Annotated in this window: 17 protein-coding genes; 9 read left to right on the forward strand and 8 right to left on the reverse strand. The window is 43.1% G+C overall.

The features are described 5' to 3' along the window. Positions 1 to 454: 454 nt before the first annotated feature. On the reverse strand, positions 455 to 1,021 hold the full coding sequence (locus CXF60_RS04085) for a hypothetical protein (RefSeq protein WP_102090897.1): 567 nt from the start codon (positions 1,019 to 1,021) through the stop codon (positions 455 to 457). 152 nt (positions 1,022 to 1,173) lie between these two features. On the opposite strand from CXF60_RS04085, the gene CXF60_RS04090 reads away from it, so the two are divergent. Next, positions 1,174 to 1,362: a DpnD/PcfM family protein gene (locus CXF60_RS04090; RefSeq protein ID WP_102090898.1), complete on the forward strand. Its 189-nt coding sequence runs from the start codon at positions 1,174 to 1,176 to the stop codon at positions 1,360 to 1,362. A gap of 3 nt (positions 1,363 to 1,365) precedes the next feature. Here CXF60_RS04090 and CXF60_RS04095 read toward each other — a convergent pair whose 3' ends face one another. Both CXF60_RS04095 and CXF60_RS04100 read right to left on the reverse strand, forming a co-directional pair. Beyond that, a complete protein-coding gene (locus CXF60_RS04095) occupies positions 1,366 to 2,358 on the reverse strand; it encodes an aminotransferase class IV (protein WP_228707036.1) in 993 nt (330 codons plus the stop codon). Positions 2,359 to 2,361: 3 nt separating this feature from the next. After that, positions 2,362 to 3,024 carry a hypothetical protein gene (locus CXF60_RS04100; protein ID WP_102090899.1) on the reverse strand — a complete coding sequence of 221 codons (663 nt, stop codon included), beginning with the start codon at positions 3,022 to 3,024 and terminating at the stop codon, positions 2,362 to 2,364. Between the two features lie 490 nt (positions 3,025 to 3,514). Between CXF60_RS04100 and aroE the strand changes: the two genes are divergently transcribed. Then, entirely contained in the window at positions 3,515 to 4,378 is an 864-nt protein-coding gene (aroE, locus tag CXF60_RS04105; protein WP_102090900.1) for a shikimate dehydrogenase, read from the forward strand. Between the two features lie 32 nt (positions 4,379 to 4,410). Here the strand turns inward: aroE and CXF60_RS04110 are convergent, their stop codons facing one another. Further along, entirely contained in the window at positions 4,411 to 5,532 is a 1,122-nt protein-coding gene (locus CXF60_RS04110; RefSeq protein ID WP_102090901.1) for an FUSC family protein, read from the reverse strand. 385 nt (positions 5,533 to 5,917) lie between these two features. On the opposite strand from CXF60_RS04110, the gene CXF60_RS04115 reads away from it, so the two are divergent. Continuing rightward, positions 5,918 to 7,738, forward strand: a complete 1,821-nt coding sequence (locus tag CXF60_RS04115; protein WP_102090902.1) for an acyl-CoA dehydrogenase C-terminal domain-containing protein — start codon at positions 5,918 to 5,920, stop codon at positions 7,736 to 7,738. A gap of 112 nt (positions 7,739 to 7,850) precedes the next feature. Further along, positions 7,851 to 8,321 (forward strand): hypothetical protein, encoded by a 471-nt coding sequence (locus CXF60_RS04120; protein ID WP_102078847.1) that lies wholly within the window; start codon positions 7,851 to 7,853, stop codon positions 8,319 to 8,321. A gap of 97 nt (positions 8,322 to 8,418) precedes the next feature. Here CXF60_RS04120 and CXF60_RS04125 read toward each other — a convergent pair whose 3' ends face one another. After that, complete coding sequence (locus CXF60_RS04125; RefSeq protein ID WP_102090903.1) at positions 8,419 to 8,793, reverse strand: 5-carboxymethyl-2-hydroxymuconate Delta-isomerase; 375 nt, start codon at positions 8,791 to 8,793, stop codon at positions 8,419 to 8,421. Positions 8,794 to 8,997: 204 nt separating this feature from the next. Next, on the reverse strand, positions 8,998 to 9,486 hold the full coding sequence (gene ybaK / locus CXF60_RS04130) for a Cys-tRNA(Pro) deacylase (protein WP_102090904.1): 489 nt from the start codon (positions 9,484 to 9,486) through the stop codon (positions 8,998 to 9,000). 247 nt (positions 9,487 to 9,733) lie between these two features. On the opposite strand from ybaK, the gene plsB reads away from it, so the two are divergent. Next, positions 9,734 to 12,526 (forward strand): glycerol-3-phosphate 1-O-acyltransferase PlsB, encoded by a 2,793-nt coding sequence (plsB, locus tag CXF60_RS04135; RefSeq protein ID WP_102090905.1) that lies wholly within the window; start codon positions 9,734 to 9,736, stop codon positions 12,524 to 12,526. 100 nt (positions 12,527 to 12,626) lie between these two features. On the opposite strand, the gene ettA is transcribed toward plsB, so the two are convergent. After that, positions 12,627 to 14,288, reverse strand: a complete 1,662-nt coding sequence (ettA, locus tag CXF60_RS04140) for an energy-dependent translational throttle protein EttA (protein ID WP_102090906.1) — start codon at positions 14,286 to 14,288, stop codon at positions 12,627 to 12,629. A 419-nt stretch (positions 14,289 to 14,707) separates the two neighbouring features. On the opposite strand from ettA, the gene CXF60_RS04145 reads away from it, so the two are divergent. The 4 genes from CXF60_RS04145 (at position 14,708) to CXF60_RS04160 (ending at position 18,521) form a co-directional block, all read left to right on the forward strand. Beyond that, positions 14,708 to 15,958, forward strand: coding sequence for a flavin reductase family protein (locus CXF60_RS04145; protein ID WP_228707037.1), 1,251 nt, complete (start codon positions 14,708 to 14,710; stop codon positions 15,956 to 15,958). Between the two features lie 158 nt (positions 15,959 to 16,116). Further along, on the forward strand, positions 16,117 to 17,577 hold the full coding sequence (locus tag CXF60_RS04150; RefSeq protein ID WP_102090908.1) for a fatty acid desaturase family protein: 1,461 nt from the start codon (positions 16,117 to 16,119) through the stop codon (positions 17,575 to 17,577). A gap of 199 nt (positions 17,578 to 17,776) precedes the next feature. Continuing rightward, positions 17,777 to 18,070, forward strand: coding sequence for a GNAT family N-acetyltransferase (locus CXF60_RS04155; RefSeq protein WP_102090909.1), 294 nt, complete (start codon positions 17,777 to 17,779; stop codon positions 18,068 to 18,070). A gap of 157 nt (positions 18,071 to 18,227) precedes the next feature. Beyond that, the gene (locus CXF60_RS04160) at positions 18,228 to 18,521 is read left to right on the forward strand and encodes a 4a-hydroxytetrahydrobiopterin dehydratase (RefSeq protein ID WP_057757953.1); all 294 of its coding nucleotides are present in this window, start codon (positions 18,228 to 18,230) and stop codon (positions 18,519 to 18,521) included. A 132-nt stretch (positions 18,522 to 18,653) separates the two neighbouring features. On the opposite strand, the gene CXF60_RS04165 is transcribed toward CXF60_RS04160, so the two are convergent. Then, positions 18,654 to 18,809, reverse strand: coding sequence for a DUF1328 domain-containing protein (locus CXF60_RS04165; protein WP_102090910.1), 156 nt, complete (start codon positions 18,807 to 18,809; stop codon positions 18,654 to 18,656). Positions 18,810 to 18,961 lie beyond the last annotated feature (152 nt).

Below are 18,961 nucleotides of genomic sequence, written 5' to 3' on the forward strand. Positions count from 1 at the left end.
CTGTGAATAACAAGGGAAGTGAATTATTTCATCAGGGTTTCTTTTCGCTGCACAGCAAACTTTATTAAATATCATCAATCTACGAACTTGTAGTGGAATTCGTTGATCTTCATAGGTAGTACGCATTTATTATCCCCTGTTAGATAATATTGGATAGAATGCAATCATTGATCGATTAACATCAGTAGGCAATACTCATTAACAAAAGACGATCAATTATGAAGAATGTTATTGGAGATATACATCACTCAATAGACTTCTTGCGAAAGTACCAGTGCATTAACTTCAATTAACGGAGCCACAAAGGCTAGTGATGATTTATGTAAGAAGGCTGATACGTCATATAAACACAGTATCAAGATCATAATATTACAGCCGCTAAAATTTATTAGCAGCTATAACTATAAGTAGTAACTTAATTATGAGTTTCGTATAACATAGTAATTATTTCGAATTATAACAGACGCCTTTCATTATAACGTTCAGGTCTAGGTTCGCCTTGATTGTCACGGTATACATCTGCAATTAACTCATCTCTATCATCCCATAGTGGCAGACGAGCTGTCGCAACTAGACGGTCATGAAACTTATGCGGTGGGTAATCCGAATCAATTTCATCATTTATCCGAAAAAAAACTTCTTCACGATAGTCAACATAAGCATGCATTCTATTCTTTACATATTTATTCCAATACCACACTAATTGTATAGGTGTACTAGCTGGGCGAGTAAACTGCTTTAGATTAACAGTCAGCGCACACTTTACTGGCTCGTCATTAGGAAAAACGCGAATACGTTGCTCAATAACTTCTTCGGGTGTTTGTGCATACTCAAACACACCACCAAAGGCTATAAATTTCTTGAAATCCTTTAGATACATAACTCCTAGTGATAACTGAGTAAATTTTGATAAATGAATAATTTCATCAGGTTCTTTCTTCGCTAATTTACAGATTTCATCAAAAACCATCAAACGACGGATTTGTAGCGGGATACTTTCATCTTCATAAACTTCGTACATTGGCTTATCTCCTTATTAGATAAGCAGCATTGATCGATTTGCTTTAAGACACAAGACCACGCAACAAAAGACGATCACTTCTTTTGAGGGCTTTTGCTAATCTACTTGGTATTGATGACTGAAGTTATTTGTGAGAAATGAAAGTGAATACAATGAAAAAAAATAAGAAGGCAACACAAAAATTTCAAATAGAGATTTTGGAAACGCTGAGTAATATCGTGGAAGTAAATGCTGAAGATGAGCAAAATGCGCTTTTGAAAGCGCAAGAAATGTATAGAAATGAGCAAGTGGTTTTATATCCAGATGATTTTATTGATACCCAATTCAATATCTTTCAATAACAGCTAGGCAGATTCAAAATCCACAACATCACCTGACAATAACGTCAGACTGCTCATTGGCATGATACCGCGCAGTGCATTGCAAAAGAAAAGCTGCGTTAATTTAGGCAAATCTTCATCTCGTAGCGACCTGATTATGACTGGATATTGCGTCGTGGATAGTGCATCTATAATTACCTGACGCATGACGCCAGCGACACCCGATTGAGCCATAGAAGGGGTGTACCACTGACCGGTGGTTAGGTAGTTTTCATTGTCTTTATGAACGCTAGAGGCAGTTTTGGATTCTGATAGTGGTGCTTCTGCCAATTGATAGAATACATTACTCATCGTACCCTCAACCCACTGCCCACTCATATCGCGCAGCAAACCTTCACCAAGTGTTGAAGCAAGATTTGATGCCAATGGCTCAGCTTTTATACGTTGTAGCTCACCACTAGCGAGGACATTATCTAAACGATTAAGGCTCTTGAGACCTGCTAGCGGTGGCGGTAAGCAAGCAATCTGAGAAGCCAAACATATTGCCGAAGCATTAGGTTGGATAGGTACCAAGTTTCCATTAGGCAAAGACAATTGCAGCGCAGTAGAAACTCGCATTGCGGTAGCCTTTAGCCATATCTCACAGTCGCTACCATTTGCATTAGGTGTATAACCATAACCGCGTACATTCTGCGCAGCGCGAGTAACTATTAGCTTTAGCATGCCCTGCTCTAACTGCTGGGCATACAGCTGCAGTACTGCTAATAGCTCTTCGCTATTTATGTTTAGCTGCAAGGCTTCAGCATGAGAGACAAGCCGCTGATAATGATAATCTGACCATAGTATCAACCCATCGATGACACCCATGGTGGTAAAAAACCCATCAGCATATGCCAGCCCGCGATTATCTAAAGACATCGTTACCGTTTGGCTAGTCGACCTATTATCTTCGATCAAACTGCTGACTTGTGGGTACAGACACACCCAGCCGTTTGGCACTGACATCGTATCGGTCATGATTTAGCTATTGTCTGTTTGAGTAGCGGCTTTATTTATCACCAGCATGCAACTATAAAACTCACATTTTGCCAGCTCTATTTTTTGTCCACCGACGATTCTATTTTTGATGATTTGGCTATTGAGCATATCAGCAACCATTTTTCCGCCATCATCGCCCATCAATTGACGTGATAGCTGATAGGCTCTTTTGGCGTGGTTTTGGCTCAGCTCTTTTTCTTTGTCTGTATCAGTAGGATTGGCATAGTACCAGCCAAGCTCTAGATATTTTTCAGAGTCGATGATATCTAGATAAGGCGCGTCCGTTTTCATAAAGCGATATTTTGCCGCTGGATTACTGGCATAGTCTAGGCTGTTTTCGTCAGTGCTCATCACTTCGCCAAACACCGATTTTATACTATCTAACTCATCCACAGCGAGCGACTCAACCTTATCCGTACCCCATGCTGCGACATCATATCTCACTGGCGTGCCTTGCTGAGCAGTGGCACCATCTAGGTCAGGATTGTTTGCGCTGTCCTGTACTGGCTCATTCGTCGTTGCCTGCTCAGTGGTCTCAGCATCTGGATTTGGAGCATCTTCTTTGGTGCTGTCACAGCCACTGAGCGTCACACCAACGGCCATTATCGTACCGACTAGAAGGGTCTGTAGGTTAGGATTCCACATGGATAATTTACTCACACTTTTAGATTGATCTCGAAATAGTATTAACGAGCTGGCAGGAACGCCGCTGATAACGAATAGTTTTCAATAAAGGGCATATTTCACAAACATTATAATCTAGCAGTCATTACAGCATATTGATATAGGTTTCCATATTTTATAGTTTACCCAACTGCTCAGCACTTGACTACCTTTTACGTTACGCGGAGCACTCCCCGAGAGTACAGATTTGTTAAATATATAACGTACTAAAACGACCTTCTCTTTAGTAGAAAGTAGAAAATTGCTTGCGCGTGTTTTGAGTATGTTTGCCTCAATGTCACAATTTATTTTCAAAAGCGATAAGGCAGCCTCTGATTAACGCTGTCACTTTCTAATCATTGATTGGTGATAGTGTCTTGGTTTGTCAATCATAGCGTTATCCCTTATGATGATTGAGCGCCACTTATTGCTTCTTTTATAGTATTTTTATTTTCTAGCCAGCGGACTATTTATGACCCAACACTTTATCGTTATTGGCAATCCAATCGCCCATAGTAAATCTCCTGAGATTCATAAGCAGTTTGCTATACAAGCAGGGATTGATATTAGCTATCAGCGTCAGTACTGCCCTGATGATGCCGCCAGTTTTACGGCTGTCGTTGAGGCGTTTTTTTGCGGTGGCGGTGTGGGTGCCAATGTAACGGTTCCTTTTAAGCAAGTGGCTTATGATTGCTGTGCGAAGCGTGGTGGTTTATCAGAACATGCCAAAACGGCAGGCGCGGTCAATACGTTACTGTTGAACAAAACACTATTAAAAAGCGGCGTGCCAATCACTGAAGCACTCTATGGTGATAACACGGATGGACAAGGTCTTATCAATCACATTATGAGTATGGACTGGCCGCTGACCGATGCTCGTGTGGCGCTAATAGGTGCAGGCGGTGCCGCTCGTGGCGTAATATTGCCATTACTTGAAGCAGGTATTGGCTCTCTCACGATTGCCAATCGCACCGTGTCTAAGGCAGCCGATTTGGTAAATGAGCTAAGTGCGGCTAGCTCAGTGATTGATGACCAAAATATCGAGGTTTGCGCGACCAATGAACTCAGTGGCTCTTTTGATATCATCATTAATGCCACCTCTATTGGTTTATCAGGTGATACGTTGCCGCTAGATGATACTCTAAACTGTCAGTACGCTTACGACATGATGTATGGTCGTCCGCTACCGTTTTTACAACATTTTGCCGCTCGCGGCGCACAGACCTCTGAAGGCTACGGTATGCTTATCGGTCAAGCTGCTTTAAGTTTTGAGCGTTGGACTGGGCATACTATCGATGTAGCACAAGCGACAACAGCGCTAAATAAAAACAGTTAATCAAAGAAAAGTCTTTGCAAAGCTCTACCCTATTAACTAAAACGTAGTAATAGCCAATTTTCAAAACGGCGCAGCGGTACACGCAATCGCGTAGAGTGTATCGCCAGACCACCGCTCAATCCAATCACGCAGCCGAGCGCCGTATCAATCATACGCGCTTGGATAACGTCTCCAGCGACTGGTGGCACTGACATCGTACTACCATACTCGGCGATAAATATCGTCAGCGGCGTGATAAATATTACCGCCAGTCCATAATGCCGATCGACAAACGATTCAATCAAAAACATCATACATAGTATTGCTATAGCGATGCTCCATCCTGATAGTCCCCAAGACAGCATCCAGCCCGCTACGCCCATGCCAGCCAATGTACCCAATAATCGATGCAACTGTTTGATCCACATGGTTCGTAGCTGCATACCTTGGGTGATAATAAAGCAGCTCATCGCTGCCCAGTAGGGATAAGGCAGCTCTAACAGAACAGCAACGACCAACGCCAAACTAACGAAACTTACCACGATCAGACTATCGCTAATCATATCAGGCTGATAGTCATAGACAGGTACAGAAGCAACTGGACGCGTCGCCAATAAGAACAAACTATAGAGTAGCGCTAGCAACATCGAGGAGCCACTACCCAATATCACAAGCCCTATCGCTGAGAGCACTTGATCAATCGGCACGGGGATAAATAGCGCAATCGCACCCGCCATCAATACAAACAATCCCGCTGGTGGTGGTTGCCGATAATAACGACCTAACATCACCACGCTAATCCCAATCAGCATAAACACAGGCAGCCGCAACACTGGCATCAGCTGCGCGATCAGCCCCAGTGCAAAGCTGAGTATCATCGCAAACCCCCAAGCCATGACCGTCACTAGCCGATGTGGTAGCCCGCCTGTAAATGGTAGGTTTAGAATAATCATCGAGCCTAGCGATGCTTTGATACCTGAAGATAAGTCACCAAAATAAGCCCCTACAAACACCGGAAAGCTAATCGCAATCGCCGCGATGATTGGCATATGCCATGGTCGATGGCTGCGATTGACTGTCAGTAAATGACTTAGCTCACCATCGATTAACCCCTTAATACGAGTTAATAGTACGCTCAACCAAGAGGCTCGCTGTTGCTTTTTTGAGGTGCTCATAAATGGCTTTTCCTATTTGATAAGTCCATTTTTCTTTGAATTTAGATGAGTCTACATAGCCCTTTATAGAGTAATTTCAAGCGAAGATACAATTTACCTATACAAACTAAAAGTAATTAATTAACATATAAATTATGAATATTAGTTATTAGTTATATATTTGTGCGCATATAAGATTTATACTCATACAAACGCCATAACAGCCAAATTTTATCAAGGATGACGTGACGACCCTCATAACGAATGAGCTGTTCTTCATGAGTCCACCTGACGACCGACAATAGTGTCTACCTCGATTTAAAAAAAGTAAAGATCGCTTACATAAACACTGGCTCAAATACTGCGCCATAAGCCTATGATAGCGAACCAACCAAAGAGAGCGATTATGTTAACTTACAAAGCCCCCTTACGTGATATCAAATTTTTGATTAATGATGTATTTGACTATCAGACGCATTATAAAAGCTTAGACAACGGCGAAAACGCTGATCCTGAAACTGTAGACATGATTCTACAAGGCATGGCTGATTTTGCTGAAAACGTCATTGCCCCGCTCTATCAATCAGGTGGTGAAGAAGGCTGTCATTTTAAAGATGGCGTCGTGACCACGCCAAAAGGCTTCAAAGAGGCTTATGACCAGTTTGTAGAAGGCGGCTGGCAAGGTATTTCATACCCTGAAGAATTCGGTGGTATGAATCTGCCAACGTCAATCAACCTTATTAAATCTGAGATGATCGGTACTGCTAACTGGTCATGGTCGATGTATCCTGGTCTATCAACAGGTTGTATCAACACATTGCTTCAGTACGGTACTGACGAGCAAAAAGCCCTGTATTTACCTAAGTTGGTCGAAGGCTCATGGGCAGGTACCATGTGTCTGACTGAGCCACAGTGTGGTACGGATTTGGGTCAAGTTAAATCAAAAGCCATTCCACAAGATGACGGTACCTACAAAATCAGCGGTACCAAAATCTTTATCTCAAGCGGTGAGCATGACTTAACAGATAACATCGTCCATATCGTCCTAGCACGCCTACCAAATGCACCAGAAGGCACGCGCGGTATTTCACTATTCATCGTACCAAAATTCACCCCGAATGCTGAAGGTGAAGCTGGCGAGCGCAATGCCGTCGTTTGTGGTTCAATCGAGCACAAAATGGGCATCAGCGCATCTTCGACATGTGTATTGAACTTTGATGGCGCAGTCGGCTATCTAATCGGCGAACCGCACAAAGGCCTAAAAGCCATGTTCACATTCATGAACACGGCTCGTATCGGTACTGGTATCCAAGGTCTGGCGCATACTGAGTTGTCTTTCCAAAATGCACTGCCATATGCCAAAGAACGCCGTTCTATGCGTACGCTATCTGGTACTAAAGATCCTGAAAAAGTAGCTGATGCTATTATCCATCATGCCGACGTACGCCGTATGCTACTGACGCAAAAAGCCTTTGCTGAAGGCGGTCGCTCAATGATTTATCATTCAGCACGTTATGCCGACAAAATGGCACAAGGTATCGTTAATGGCGATGACGAAGAGTTCGAAAAATGGGATGACAAATTGGGCTTCTATACGCCAATTCTAAAAGGCTTCTTAACTGAGCTAGGTATCGAAGCTGCTAAGCATGGTCAGCAAGTCTATGGTGGTCACGGCTACATCAAAGAATGGGGCATGGAGCAAATCGCTCGTGATGCTCGTATTGCAACGATGTACGAAGGGACTACTGGCGTACAAGCACTTGATCTACTAGGTCGTAAGGTTATCTTACAGTCTAAAGGTAAGATTATCCGTGACTACACGTCAAGCATCATGAAATGGTGTGGCGAGTACGCACTCGATAAAGAAATGCGTAAATTCGTTTGGGCACTAACTAAACTGTGTGCTGAGTGGAACACCTTGACGGTACGCTTGATGCTGATGGCACGTAAAGATCGTGAAATTATCTCAGCAGCGTCAGATGACTTCTTAATGTACTCGGGCTATGTGATGATGGGTTATCATTGGGCTCGTATGGCAGCGGTCGCTTATGAAAAGCTAGAAAATGGCGGCACAGAAGCACCAGAATTCTACAAAGCAAAAATTCAGACTGCTGAATTCTACTTTGATAAGTTGCTACCACGCACGTCTGGTCACGCAGAAGCGATGGTTGCCCCAAGCGAAAGCATGACATCAATGGAAATCGATCACTTTGCTTTCTTAGACTAATACTGCATCGATGATCAATAAAAAAGCGCCTATCATTTAGGCGCTTTTTTATGCTTAACTGAAAATCTACTTATACAGAATACACAGCAATGAACAGTTTTAGGAGCAAGCTATGCCAATACCCTATTACAAAGCTACCGCGTTAGCCACACGCTGTATGCAAACATTGGTAATTAGCATGGTACTAGCAAGTATGTCTGCAAATAGTGCGATTGCTAAAAATAGCGATACCCCTATTCGTTTTTCAAAAGGTGCTATTAGTAGCGTCATCACTGGTAAATTAAATCCCAATGACAATGAACGCTGGTATCGTTTTGACGCTACAAATGGACAGTATGCCGTGATAAATATTACCCCATTTGCGGGAACATCTGAGACTGCCAATGTCGGCGTATTACATATGCCAAATGGTACGCAAGATGGGAGCAAAGGCGGTATAGTCTATCAAAGCTGTTTACCTGCGACGGGCACATATCGGTTGCGTATCGCCCGCAATCTTATGGCTACCGAAGGCAAAATCGCGGGTTATAAAGTGGAAGTAATGGTACTACCAACGTATGCCAGTCAGCCTTTATGCAAATGATTGTAATCATTTAACGTTGGTAACTTTAGCCTACGAGCAGTCACCTTTTTAAGCAGTCGCTTTTTCAACCAAACAGTTTTTGAAAAGGCAGGTACTGTTAGCTACCAAGCATTTTCTTATGATACACCGCACTTATCTCTTCAACTTCTACACATATCTGCAATGCCGCACGCCCTGACTGCTCTGCGCCTATTTTTTCCTCGATAGTAGCAACCAACAGCTCAGCCAACTGATCACGAGTGGCCATATCGCGTCCACTCATCAGCTTTAGGTGGGCGTAAATAAATCCATTGGCCTGTTCATCGTCTTCAACACCTACTAGAAATGAGTTAATAGGTACAATGCGTGCTTTTATATCAGTAGGCAGCTTAAACTGACCACTATCCCACAATGCTTTGTTTAGCGATTTGAGTAGTGATTCTTCGTGAGCGATACTGACGTTGGGTGTTACTTGAATGGTTAAATGTGGCATGAGCATGTCCTTAAATGTAGATAAAAATAATAGATAAACCGGCGTATAAGTCTACGCCTCATCGCTATGGTCAATCTACAACAATCTTGCGCCAAAGTATTTTCAATACAAGCGAACCCAGTATAGATTACTCATAAATATGCTTAGCGAAATTGTCGACATGGCCATTTTGTAATAGGCAGATGATAGCCACCGTATAACATTTTACTCATCAGTAATACCACTAAAGCAAGCATCAAGCGTCGCGGCCAACTGTGCAGGCGGCAATTCAATCTCCAGACCGCGGCGGCCACCACTTACATAGACAGTGGCCTGATCTTGAGCTGTACTATCTATCACGGTTTTTAGTCGCTTTTTTTGACCCAGTGGACTGACGCCACCCAACACATAGCCTGTGCTACGCTCTACTTGTTTGGGGTCAGCCATCTGTACTTTTTTGCAAGATAGCAATTTGTTAGAAGATAGCGCCTTAGCCATTTTTTTAAAGTTAAGTGTCTTGTCAACTGGCAATATCGCCACAGCAAGTACACCCGTATCAGTGGTCACCACTAGAGTTTTAAACACCTGTGTCACCGCTACGCCAAGTTTTTCTGCGGCTTCTAAACCAAACGATACGGCATTGCTGTCGTGAGTATATTCGTGTACTTGGTAATCAAGGTTACGTTTTTTGGCAAGATCGATAGCTGGAGTCATAAGTTTTAGGCTTAATAAAATGAAATTGAAAAGTAGACGCTATGATTATCAATCATCGGTGATAAAAATATATTATTACCCTAAATATATGAACTTTCAAATGTTTGAGTATTTTGTATAATTGGTCACTCACTACAGCGTAACCAAACCGTATTAATATTGGTAGTATATACAGACACTATATATCGCTTTGGTGGCTTTTATGGCATCATAAGCGCAACATATTTGACTATTTTTGATACTGATTATGATACCGAAGTTCCTAAAAAAACGGATTTTTAAAGCACCGGTCGCGACTGAGCGTGCGTCTGAAACTGATGGCAATGCAATCGCTACGAAGCCTTATTCTAATGCACCGATCAATCAGCTGTATCGTAAGCTGTCAGGTCAGATGCTCGATATCGCCGTAAAACCTAAGTTATTAGGCGAGCTACCTGAGTTCGACAATGATGATCAGACGCTACGGTTTTATGTACTGCAGGACTACTCTCGTTCCAACAGTATTCTGATTGACTTGCAGACGCAAGAGCACAACTTACCGCCTGCACTGGTTGGCGTAAATGATGCCGCCCATAATATTAAAGAAAATGCGGCCATCATATTTTTGAATCACCCAAGTGCCAAAGACAGCCAATTGTCACCTCGACTTTCTCGCTTGGTGTCTGCTGTATTGCAATATCCCGAGTTAAAGGTACGTCTAGTACCCGTATCGATTCTGTGGGGGCGTGCACCTGAAAAAGAAGATTCGCTATTTAAGCTGCTAACTGCCGACAACTGGCAAGATCCTAGTATTACCAAGCAACTATTCAATATCGGGGTGATGGGCCGTGATACTTTTGTACAGTTTCACCCACCGCAAGACTTACGTACTATTATCAATGATAATCTTAAAGGCGATGTGGAAGGACCTGCTACCTTTGACTCAGTTGCTACAGATGCCCTTAAAGCAGATTTAACAGCGACGGATTCAGTCGATACAGATTCAACTGCCGCTACTACTACTGATGCCGCAGCTGACGCTGAGCAAGCACCAAGCTATGCGCTAGTCGCATCAGCCGATAGTAATCGTGAACTGGTTCGTATGTTGCAGCAGCAGTTGTCGATTTATTTAGATAAGCAGCGCGCCAGCATGCTTGGCCCTGATTTATCAGATAGACGTAACTTGGTAGACAAACTGGTGTACTCGCCAGCGATCAAACATGCGATCGAGATGGAAGCAGCCGAAAAAGGGACCAGCGTTCGAGAAGCTCGTAGTCAGGCTAGAGGCTATGCTAATGAGATGGTCAATGACTACTCTCATTCCATTATTAGAGGCTTTTATAAATTTTTGACATGGTTATGGACGCAGTTATATGACGGCGTAGAAGTCCATCACTTCGAGCGAGTACGTGACCTTGCAACCGATTATGAGCTGATTTATGTGCCTTGTCATCGCAGCCATGTCGACTATCTATTACTGTCTTATGTCATCTACAAGCGCGGTCTGAGTATCCCTTATGTGGCAGCAGGTGACAACTTAGATGTTCCTGTATTAGGCCCACTATTACGCGGTGCCGTTGCTTTTTATATTCGTCGTAGCTTCCGTGGTAACGCGCTGTATACCGCTGTACTGCGCGAATATATGCATACTCTTATCACGCGCAACACTCCGATTGAATACTTTATCGAAGGTGGTCGCTCACGTTCAGGTCGCTTGCTACCGCCAAAAATGGGTATGCTAGCGATGACCGTCCATAGCCAATTACGCCAAACCAATAAGCCTGTGGTATTTATTCCAACTTATATTGGTTATGAGCGCATTATGGAAGGCGGCACTTATGTCGGTGAGCTAAAAGGTAAGCCAAAAGAGTCAGAGTCTTTGATTGGACTACTCAAAGTTGGCCGTAAAATCGAGCGTATCTTTGGTAATGTGCACTTAAGCTTCGGTACGCCATTACACCTTAGCGATTTTATGACAAAATTCGATGTGCCAGCCAATAGTTTGCCATCCGATCGTACTGACTCGCCGCTCGATGAAAAAACCAGCGCCATGGTTGATAACATCGGTGTGAAAGTCATGCAGCATATCAATAAAGCTGCGGTCGTAACCCCTGTCTCGCTGCTATCATTGGTTCTGCTATCAGCACCAAAAGCTGCATTGGATGAAAACATTTGCCGTGAGCAAATCGCTTTGTACCAAGGTCTGGCTCAGCAGCTGGTCTACTCAGAGGATACAGTTATCACTGATATGACGCCGCAGCAAATCATTGATTATGGTATTAAGTTAAAGCTCATTGAGCGTACGCCGCATATCTTAGGTGATATTATTCAGGTTGCAGGCAAGCAAGCTGCCCTGCTCAGTTACTTCCGCAACAATATTTTGCATGTGTTTATTCTATTGTCGTTCTTGTCCGCGCTAGTCGCTCGCAACGGTCGTATCAAACGCAGTCGCCTAGACAGTATTGCTGAGCAGCTATACCCATTCTTGCAGGGTGAGCTATTTTTATACTACCCCGCACATGGCTTGGCTGAGACCCTCAACAAAAAAGTCGACAGCTTACTCTCTCATGGGCTGATTGTTGAGCTGGGTGATGACACGCTTAGCGTTCCTGAGTCTAATAGCAAGCATTATCAGCAGCTGCAAGTACTGGCGACACCTGTTGGACAAAGCCTTGAGCGTTATTTCATGACGCTTGCCCTACTCGCTCAGCAGGGTTCTGGTAATTTGACTGAGAACGAAGTCGTTGACCTATGTCATCTGCTTGGACAGCGCCTATCTGTACTATACGCCGATGATATTCCAGACTTCTTTGATCGCGCCTTATTCACCAGCTTTATCAGTGCATTGACTCGCTTAGACTATCTACAAAAGGATGACGAGACAGGCATACTGACCTTTGATCATCGTATCAATGACATCGCCAGTCACGCTAAGTACGTTCTAACGCCTGATATGATGCAAATCTTACAGCAAGTGGCGAGTCTAGACGAAGAAGAGATTACCCATGCGATTATTGAGATTGGTAATAAAAAGCAGCGTAAATTCGGGCGTAAACGTTAGTATTGGTTTAATAACTCATACTGACTAAATAGCTATAAAAAAAGACCGCTAATGATTAGCGGTCTTTTTTTATTGAACTTAACTATACCAAATAGCGGTATTAGTTGGTAATCTTCTTATACTTAGCGCGCTTAGGAGTCGCATCATCGCCCATTGTCTTTTTACGATAGGCTTCAAACTCAGTGTAGTTACCATCGAACCACACTGGACCTTCTTCTTCGAATGCCAAGATATGAGTCGCGATACGGTCAAGGAACCAGCGATCATGCGAGACCACCATGACAGTACCTGGGAATACTTGAATCGCATCCTCTAGCGCACGTAAGGTTTCGATATCCAAATCGTTTGATGGTTCATCGAGTAGCAATACGTTTGCGCCTTGCTTTAGCGTCTTCGCTAATTGCAGACGGTTTCGCTCACCACCTGATAGTTGACCAACGTGCTTTTGCTGATCTGAACCTTTAAAGTTAAAGCGACCGATATAGGCACGGCTTGGCGTGGTGTAGTCGCCAACCGTAATAATATCAAGACCGTCAGACACTTCTTCCCAAACCGTTTTGTTATCATCTAAGTGATCACGCACCTGACCGACATAAGCGACCTTAACACTTTCACCCAAATCAACCGAGCCAGTATCTGGGGTATCACGTTCAGTAATCATGTTAAATAGTGTGGTCTTACCCGCACCATTTGGACCGACGATACCAACAATCGCACCCGCTGGTACGTTGAAGCTTAGGTTTTCATACAGTAGACGATCGCCAAATGATTTAGAGATGTCATTGATCTCAATAACCTTGTTACCCAAACGTGGACCTGGTGGAATATAAATCTCAGAGGTCTCATTACGTTTTTGGAACTCCGTTGAGTTCAACTCTTCAAAACGCTGTACACGAGATTTAGATTTGGCTTGTTGGCCTTTTTGGTTTTTACGAATCCACTCAAGCTCTTTTTTCAGCGCTTTGGCAAATGACTCCTCTTGCTTATTCTGCTGCTCTAGACGCGTGTTCTTTTGCTCTAGCCACTCAGTATAGTTGCCTTCGTACGGATAGCCATGGCCACGGTCAAGCTCTAAGATCCACTGAGCCACATTGTCAAGGAAATAGCGATCATGGGTAATGGCAACGATAGTACCGCTATAATTCTGCAAGAACTGCTCTAGCCATGCGACAGACTCGGCGTCCAAATGGTTGGTTGGTTCGTCGAGTAATAGCATATCAGGGCGTGACAATAGTAGGCGGCATAGTGCCACACGGCGTTTCTCACCACCTGACAATTTGCTAACATCCGCATCCCATGGTGGCAGACGCAGTGCATCAGCGGCTTTTTCTAGCTGATTGTTTAGGTTGTGCGCATCCCACGACTGGATGATGTCTTCCATTTTGCCTTGCTCTTCAGCAAGTTTGTCAAAATCAGCATCAGGCTCAGCGTATTCAGCATAAATGGCATCTAGACGAGCGAGCGCGTCTAGTGCTTCGCGCATACCGTCTTCGACATTGCCGCGTACATCTTTGCTGTCATCAAGCTGTGGTTCCTGTGGCAAATAGCCAACTTTGGTACCTGCTTGCGCGCGCGCTTCACCGCTAAATTCAGTGTCGACACCAGCCATGATACGTAGCAACGTTGATTTACCTGAACCATTGATACCTAAGACACCAATTTTGGCACCAGGGAAAAACGATAGGTTGATGTTCTTTAAAATTTCACGCTTAGGGGGAACAAGTTTTGACACGTTGTTCATCGTGTAGATATATTGAGCCATTAACACTCCGATAGACTGCATAGAAGAGAACAGCAAATACCACTCAGCAATGATGCCAAGCGTGCTGTACCTCAAAATCAGGGTTACAAATTATAGGTTATTATCGCATTGTGGCGCATACCCTGCAAGCTAACAGGTTGTTTTCCCCTTTGTTTTGCTACTTTTGGTATTAAGCCATCTACTTTGATGATATAAGTTTTCTAAAAGAGTCACTTAAAAGTTCGACTCAATACGCAAACCTAACATTCTGATTCATTAGTGTTTTATAAAAACCACAAAAAGTAGCATCAAAACTTTCGCAAATTTAATCAATCGTCGTTAGCATGTTAGGATAGCTTAATAGCGTTGGAGAAATAGTTTGGCGTTATTGTCTACAACATGACTAGTAAGCTACCGCATGACTGACAAGCTGACATCGAATGTGCAACATTCATTTCAATCACAATCATAAAGGTACTGATAATATGGCCAACGGCTATCGCCCTGAAATTATTCAACGTGCGTTTGTCGATTTTATCGGATCGCGCTTACATCCGTTTTGGTCATTGACGACTCCTAAGTTACGCCTGATCGCACGCTATACATTAAGTGATGATTTGATAGCACTTCGATTTGAGACCAATAGAGCCTTTAAACAGCAGGTTTCTGAGGTGATGGGTGGTTGGCAAGGCGGTCAATATCTTGATTTGCGCGTTTGTATTGAGGGGGTATATCATCAACGTAGCTACTCGATAGTGGGCTTGGCGCATCAACCCCTCTGGTGGCTCGACGATGCTACCGAGAGACATACGGCAGACCAACGTCATACGGTAACTATCGCGATTAAACCGCAAGGGTTGGTATCTAACTATTTAACCAAACAGATGCCACTGGCTAGCGTCGTTGATACAAGCTTGCCACTGGGTCATTTTACTTTAGCACAGGCAAAGGCAAATTTAGACCATAGAGAACCAGATAACCAAAAACTAAACCCTTTATTATTTGTCGCTGGCGGTAGCGGTATCACGCCCATGCTCGGACTTATCACTCAAGCCTTGAGTAATGGTCACCATGTGACGCTGTTGCATTATAGTCGGACTGTTTCATCCAAACTGCAACATCAGTGGCAACAGCTGAACGATACTCATCCAGACTTCACTTATCATCTAATCCATACTGAAGAGCCGACTACCTATTTGGCTGGCACACGATATTTAAGTGTAGAGGGTCTGCTGTCGCTAAACTTACCTCTATCAGATACGCAAATATTTGCCTGCGGTTCACAAGCGTTATTAGCTGGCTTATATAAAGCCGCCGCAGAGATAACTTTACCTATAGACAAACAGCTGCGCGATAACATCATAGTAGAGAACTTTGGTAATTCCCTAGCTAATGTTGATAACGGCAGCAATCAAACATTCGATAAGACGATACCTGTAGAAGAACACACTGTCTATTTGCGGTCACGGCAGCGGCAATTTGTCAGTGACACGACCATACTGACTGCTGCTGAAAATGCAGATATACGACTAGCACATGGTTGTCGGCAAGGCATTTGCCAATTGTGCCGCTGTAATAAAGTCAGCGGCGTGGTCAAAAACGTCCAGACAGGGAAAGTAAGCGGGGATGGTTACGAGTCTATTCAAACTTGCATCAATATTGCCATGACTGATGTGGTACTCGATATTTGATGACTGGCTTAATAGAACAACTGGCTCAATAGAAAGTATATGCCAAACAACCTATGAGAAATAAAAGACAAACGTTACTTTATAAGCTAAAACTCAGATAACTTATCAAACCGGATGCAGTGCTGCTTATTCATGCCGTTTCGGTTAAGGATTTATTTATGCGCTTACTCCCACCTGTTATTACGCCACAATCTGCTGTGCCTATCTTGACGCCCCTGTCCGATGCACAGCTAGCAAAAAACGCGCCTTTGTCTTTGACGCCGCAAACGCCGTACTCGCAGCTTAATGATGAAGCAATCAATGATAGCGGTCAGCCAGACACATCAATAAGGCCTCGATACCCAACAGTAACTGATGCACCCTTATCAAAGTCTCAAAGCGATGCTTTAGCTGCAGAGCTTGATACCCTATATAAAAGCGTTATGGACTCGCTAGGAAGTAAGGATGCACGCTACATACAGCGGATATATGCCACCGTGGTATATAGTGAAATTATCGCCCGTGGTCTACTTGCAGCGGCTGGGCGTATGCCATCGAAACGCAGTCTAGTCGCTACTTGGCTACTAGGCACGTCTTTACTTAGCTTTAGCAGAATATTGAACAACATGGAGCTGGGTCATAACGTTATGCATGGTCAATATGACTGGATACAACACCCGCACCTTAATAGTCAAAAATTCGACTGGGATATTGTCTGCCCTGCTCCATTATGGCAACACTCTCATAATTATTTACATCATACTTTTACCAATATTGTTGGCCGTGATCATGACGTAGGCTATCACTTGATTCGAGTGACTGACGAGCAGCCTTGGGCGCCAGAAGATCGCTATAATATATTTAGTACAGCGGTACTGGCATTTGGCTTTGAATGGGCAGTAGCTTTTCACGATATTCAAATCAGTGCAGATGAATACGCCAACTCCCCTGATTTGCACAAAATCATGCAACAAAAGTCTCGCGCGTTATTTGCCAAAATTGGACGACAAATAGGCAAAGACTATATCGCACTGCCGTCTATGGTAGCGCTGACACTAGGTCATCGTAGCGCCTTTAGTACGCTGAGCGGTAACATGACTGCCAACACTGTCCGCAATCTATGGACATGGGCAGTGATTTTTTGCGGCCATTTCACTGAGCAAGCGCATATCTATACTCACCTTGATGCCAATGAAAGTAAAGGCGACTGGTATGTACGCCAAATCCTTGGCTCTAGCAATATCAAAGGCAGCAAATGGTTCCATCTTTTGACAGGTAACTTGTCCCACCAAATTGAGCATCATATATTTCCTGATATGCCAGCTGGCCACTATGCAAAGATTGCGCCGCAGGTACAGGCCATATGCCGTAAGTATGGTTTAAGCTATAACACTGGCCGCTTTGGTACGCAACTCAAGCAAGTACTGGGACGTATTTATCACTTTAGCAAACCCAGCGAAAAAGAATGGCAAGCCTATATGCAATCAACGGAAAATGCAGATAGTACCACTCTTAAAGATGATAGGTCAGCGAACGATTTAGAAGACAAACTAGAAGATAAATTAGCGATAGAAAATACTAGTGGTCTCACTCACTTTTTACCTCCAGTCGTTCGTAAAGCCATATCCTATGCATGGTGACATATTCAGATTTGCAACTAGATACGGCCATGATAAGGTAGGACAACAAACATAGATGACGTTAACAGTCGTCCTATCAACCATTACGGTAAGCGTCTAGATTGTTAAGCATCAAACCTACATACTAAACTGGCACTATCAAAATTAATAAACAGTTAGTTACTAATAAAAATTCGATAATAAAAAATGGAGTATATTAATGAGTAACCAAAACTCTAAACCAAATCTAGAAATTATTCACAACCAAGCAGCAAAACGCTTTGAGACCTCTATCGATGGTCAGACAGGTTATATTAGCTATCAGGACAGTGCTGACAAGTTAGTCTACGATCATACTATCGTACCGCAGCAATTAGGCGGTCAAGGCGTTGGTTCAGCACTCGTTAAGCACGCGCTAGATTATGCACGTGACCAAAACAGGAAAGTAATACCGCAATGCTCATTTGTCGCGTCATACATTAGCAAACATCCTGAGTATCAAGACTTGATTTAACTGGCTAAGTAATTAGGCTCAACTAGTTCGTTAACTAAGTTCAGTTAAATGATATCGGGCGAAGCAGGAAAATACGTAGATATTTATTTAGCATAGGAGACATACCCCAGCACCACTTTTAATAAACCAATTCGACATAACAATAAAGGTTATTAATATGAGTAGTTTATCTGACAAACAAATCAATCTACAGCTAGAAGAGCTTGCTGGTTGGCAACGTGACGGCAATAGCATCGTCAAAACCTATCATTTTAGCGATTTTATCGAGGCTATGAGCTTTATGAATCAAGCGGCATTTCATGCTGAAGCGCTTGAGCACCATCCAGAATGGCGTAATACCTACAATATCGTTGAAGTTCGTTTAACCAACCACGACACAGGTGGCATATCTAGTCTGGATATTCGTTTAGCCAAACGCATGGAGCATATCATTCAACCCAAACGGTTGTAGTAGCAAGTCTACAACGTATGCCTTGATGCCGATTATTTTAGCTTTCTAACGATTACCTTCGTTAAAGTAGATAAAAAAGACCCTCAATTGAGGGTCTTTTTTATAGTAGGTATTTACAACGATAAGCTGTGTTTACATCTTACGACTGACAAAGGCAACGATAAACAAAATCACAGCGACTGCTAAGAAAATGTATGCCAAATTAGTAGACAATCCTGCGACACCACCGAAACCTAGGAAACTCGCTAGTAATGCGATCACTGCAAAAATAATAGCCCAACGAAACATAATCTTCTCCTCAAATAATGGTAAAAAACAGATATTAGAATTTATATAGCATCTATTTAACTTGTTTTTATCTAATGCTAGTTATTACTGTTTACGCTTATAGATTAGCAACGTTCCTCTCTAGAAAACGTTCATTTTAGTAATAATATCGG

The organism is Psychrobacter sp. 4Bb, from assembly GCF_002836735.1.
Lineage (GTDB): Bacteria > Pseudomonadota > Gammaproteobacteria > Pseudomonadales > Moraxellaceae > Psychrobacter.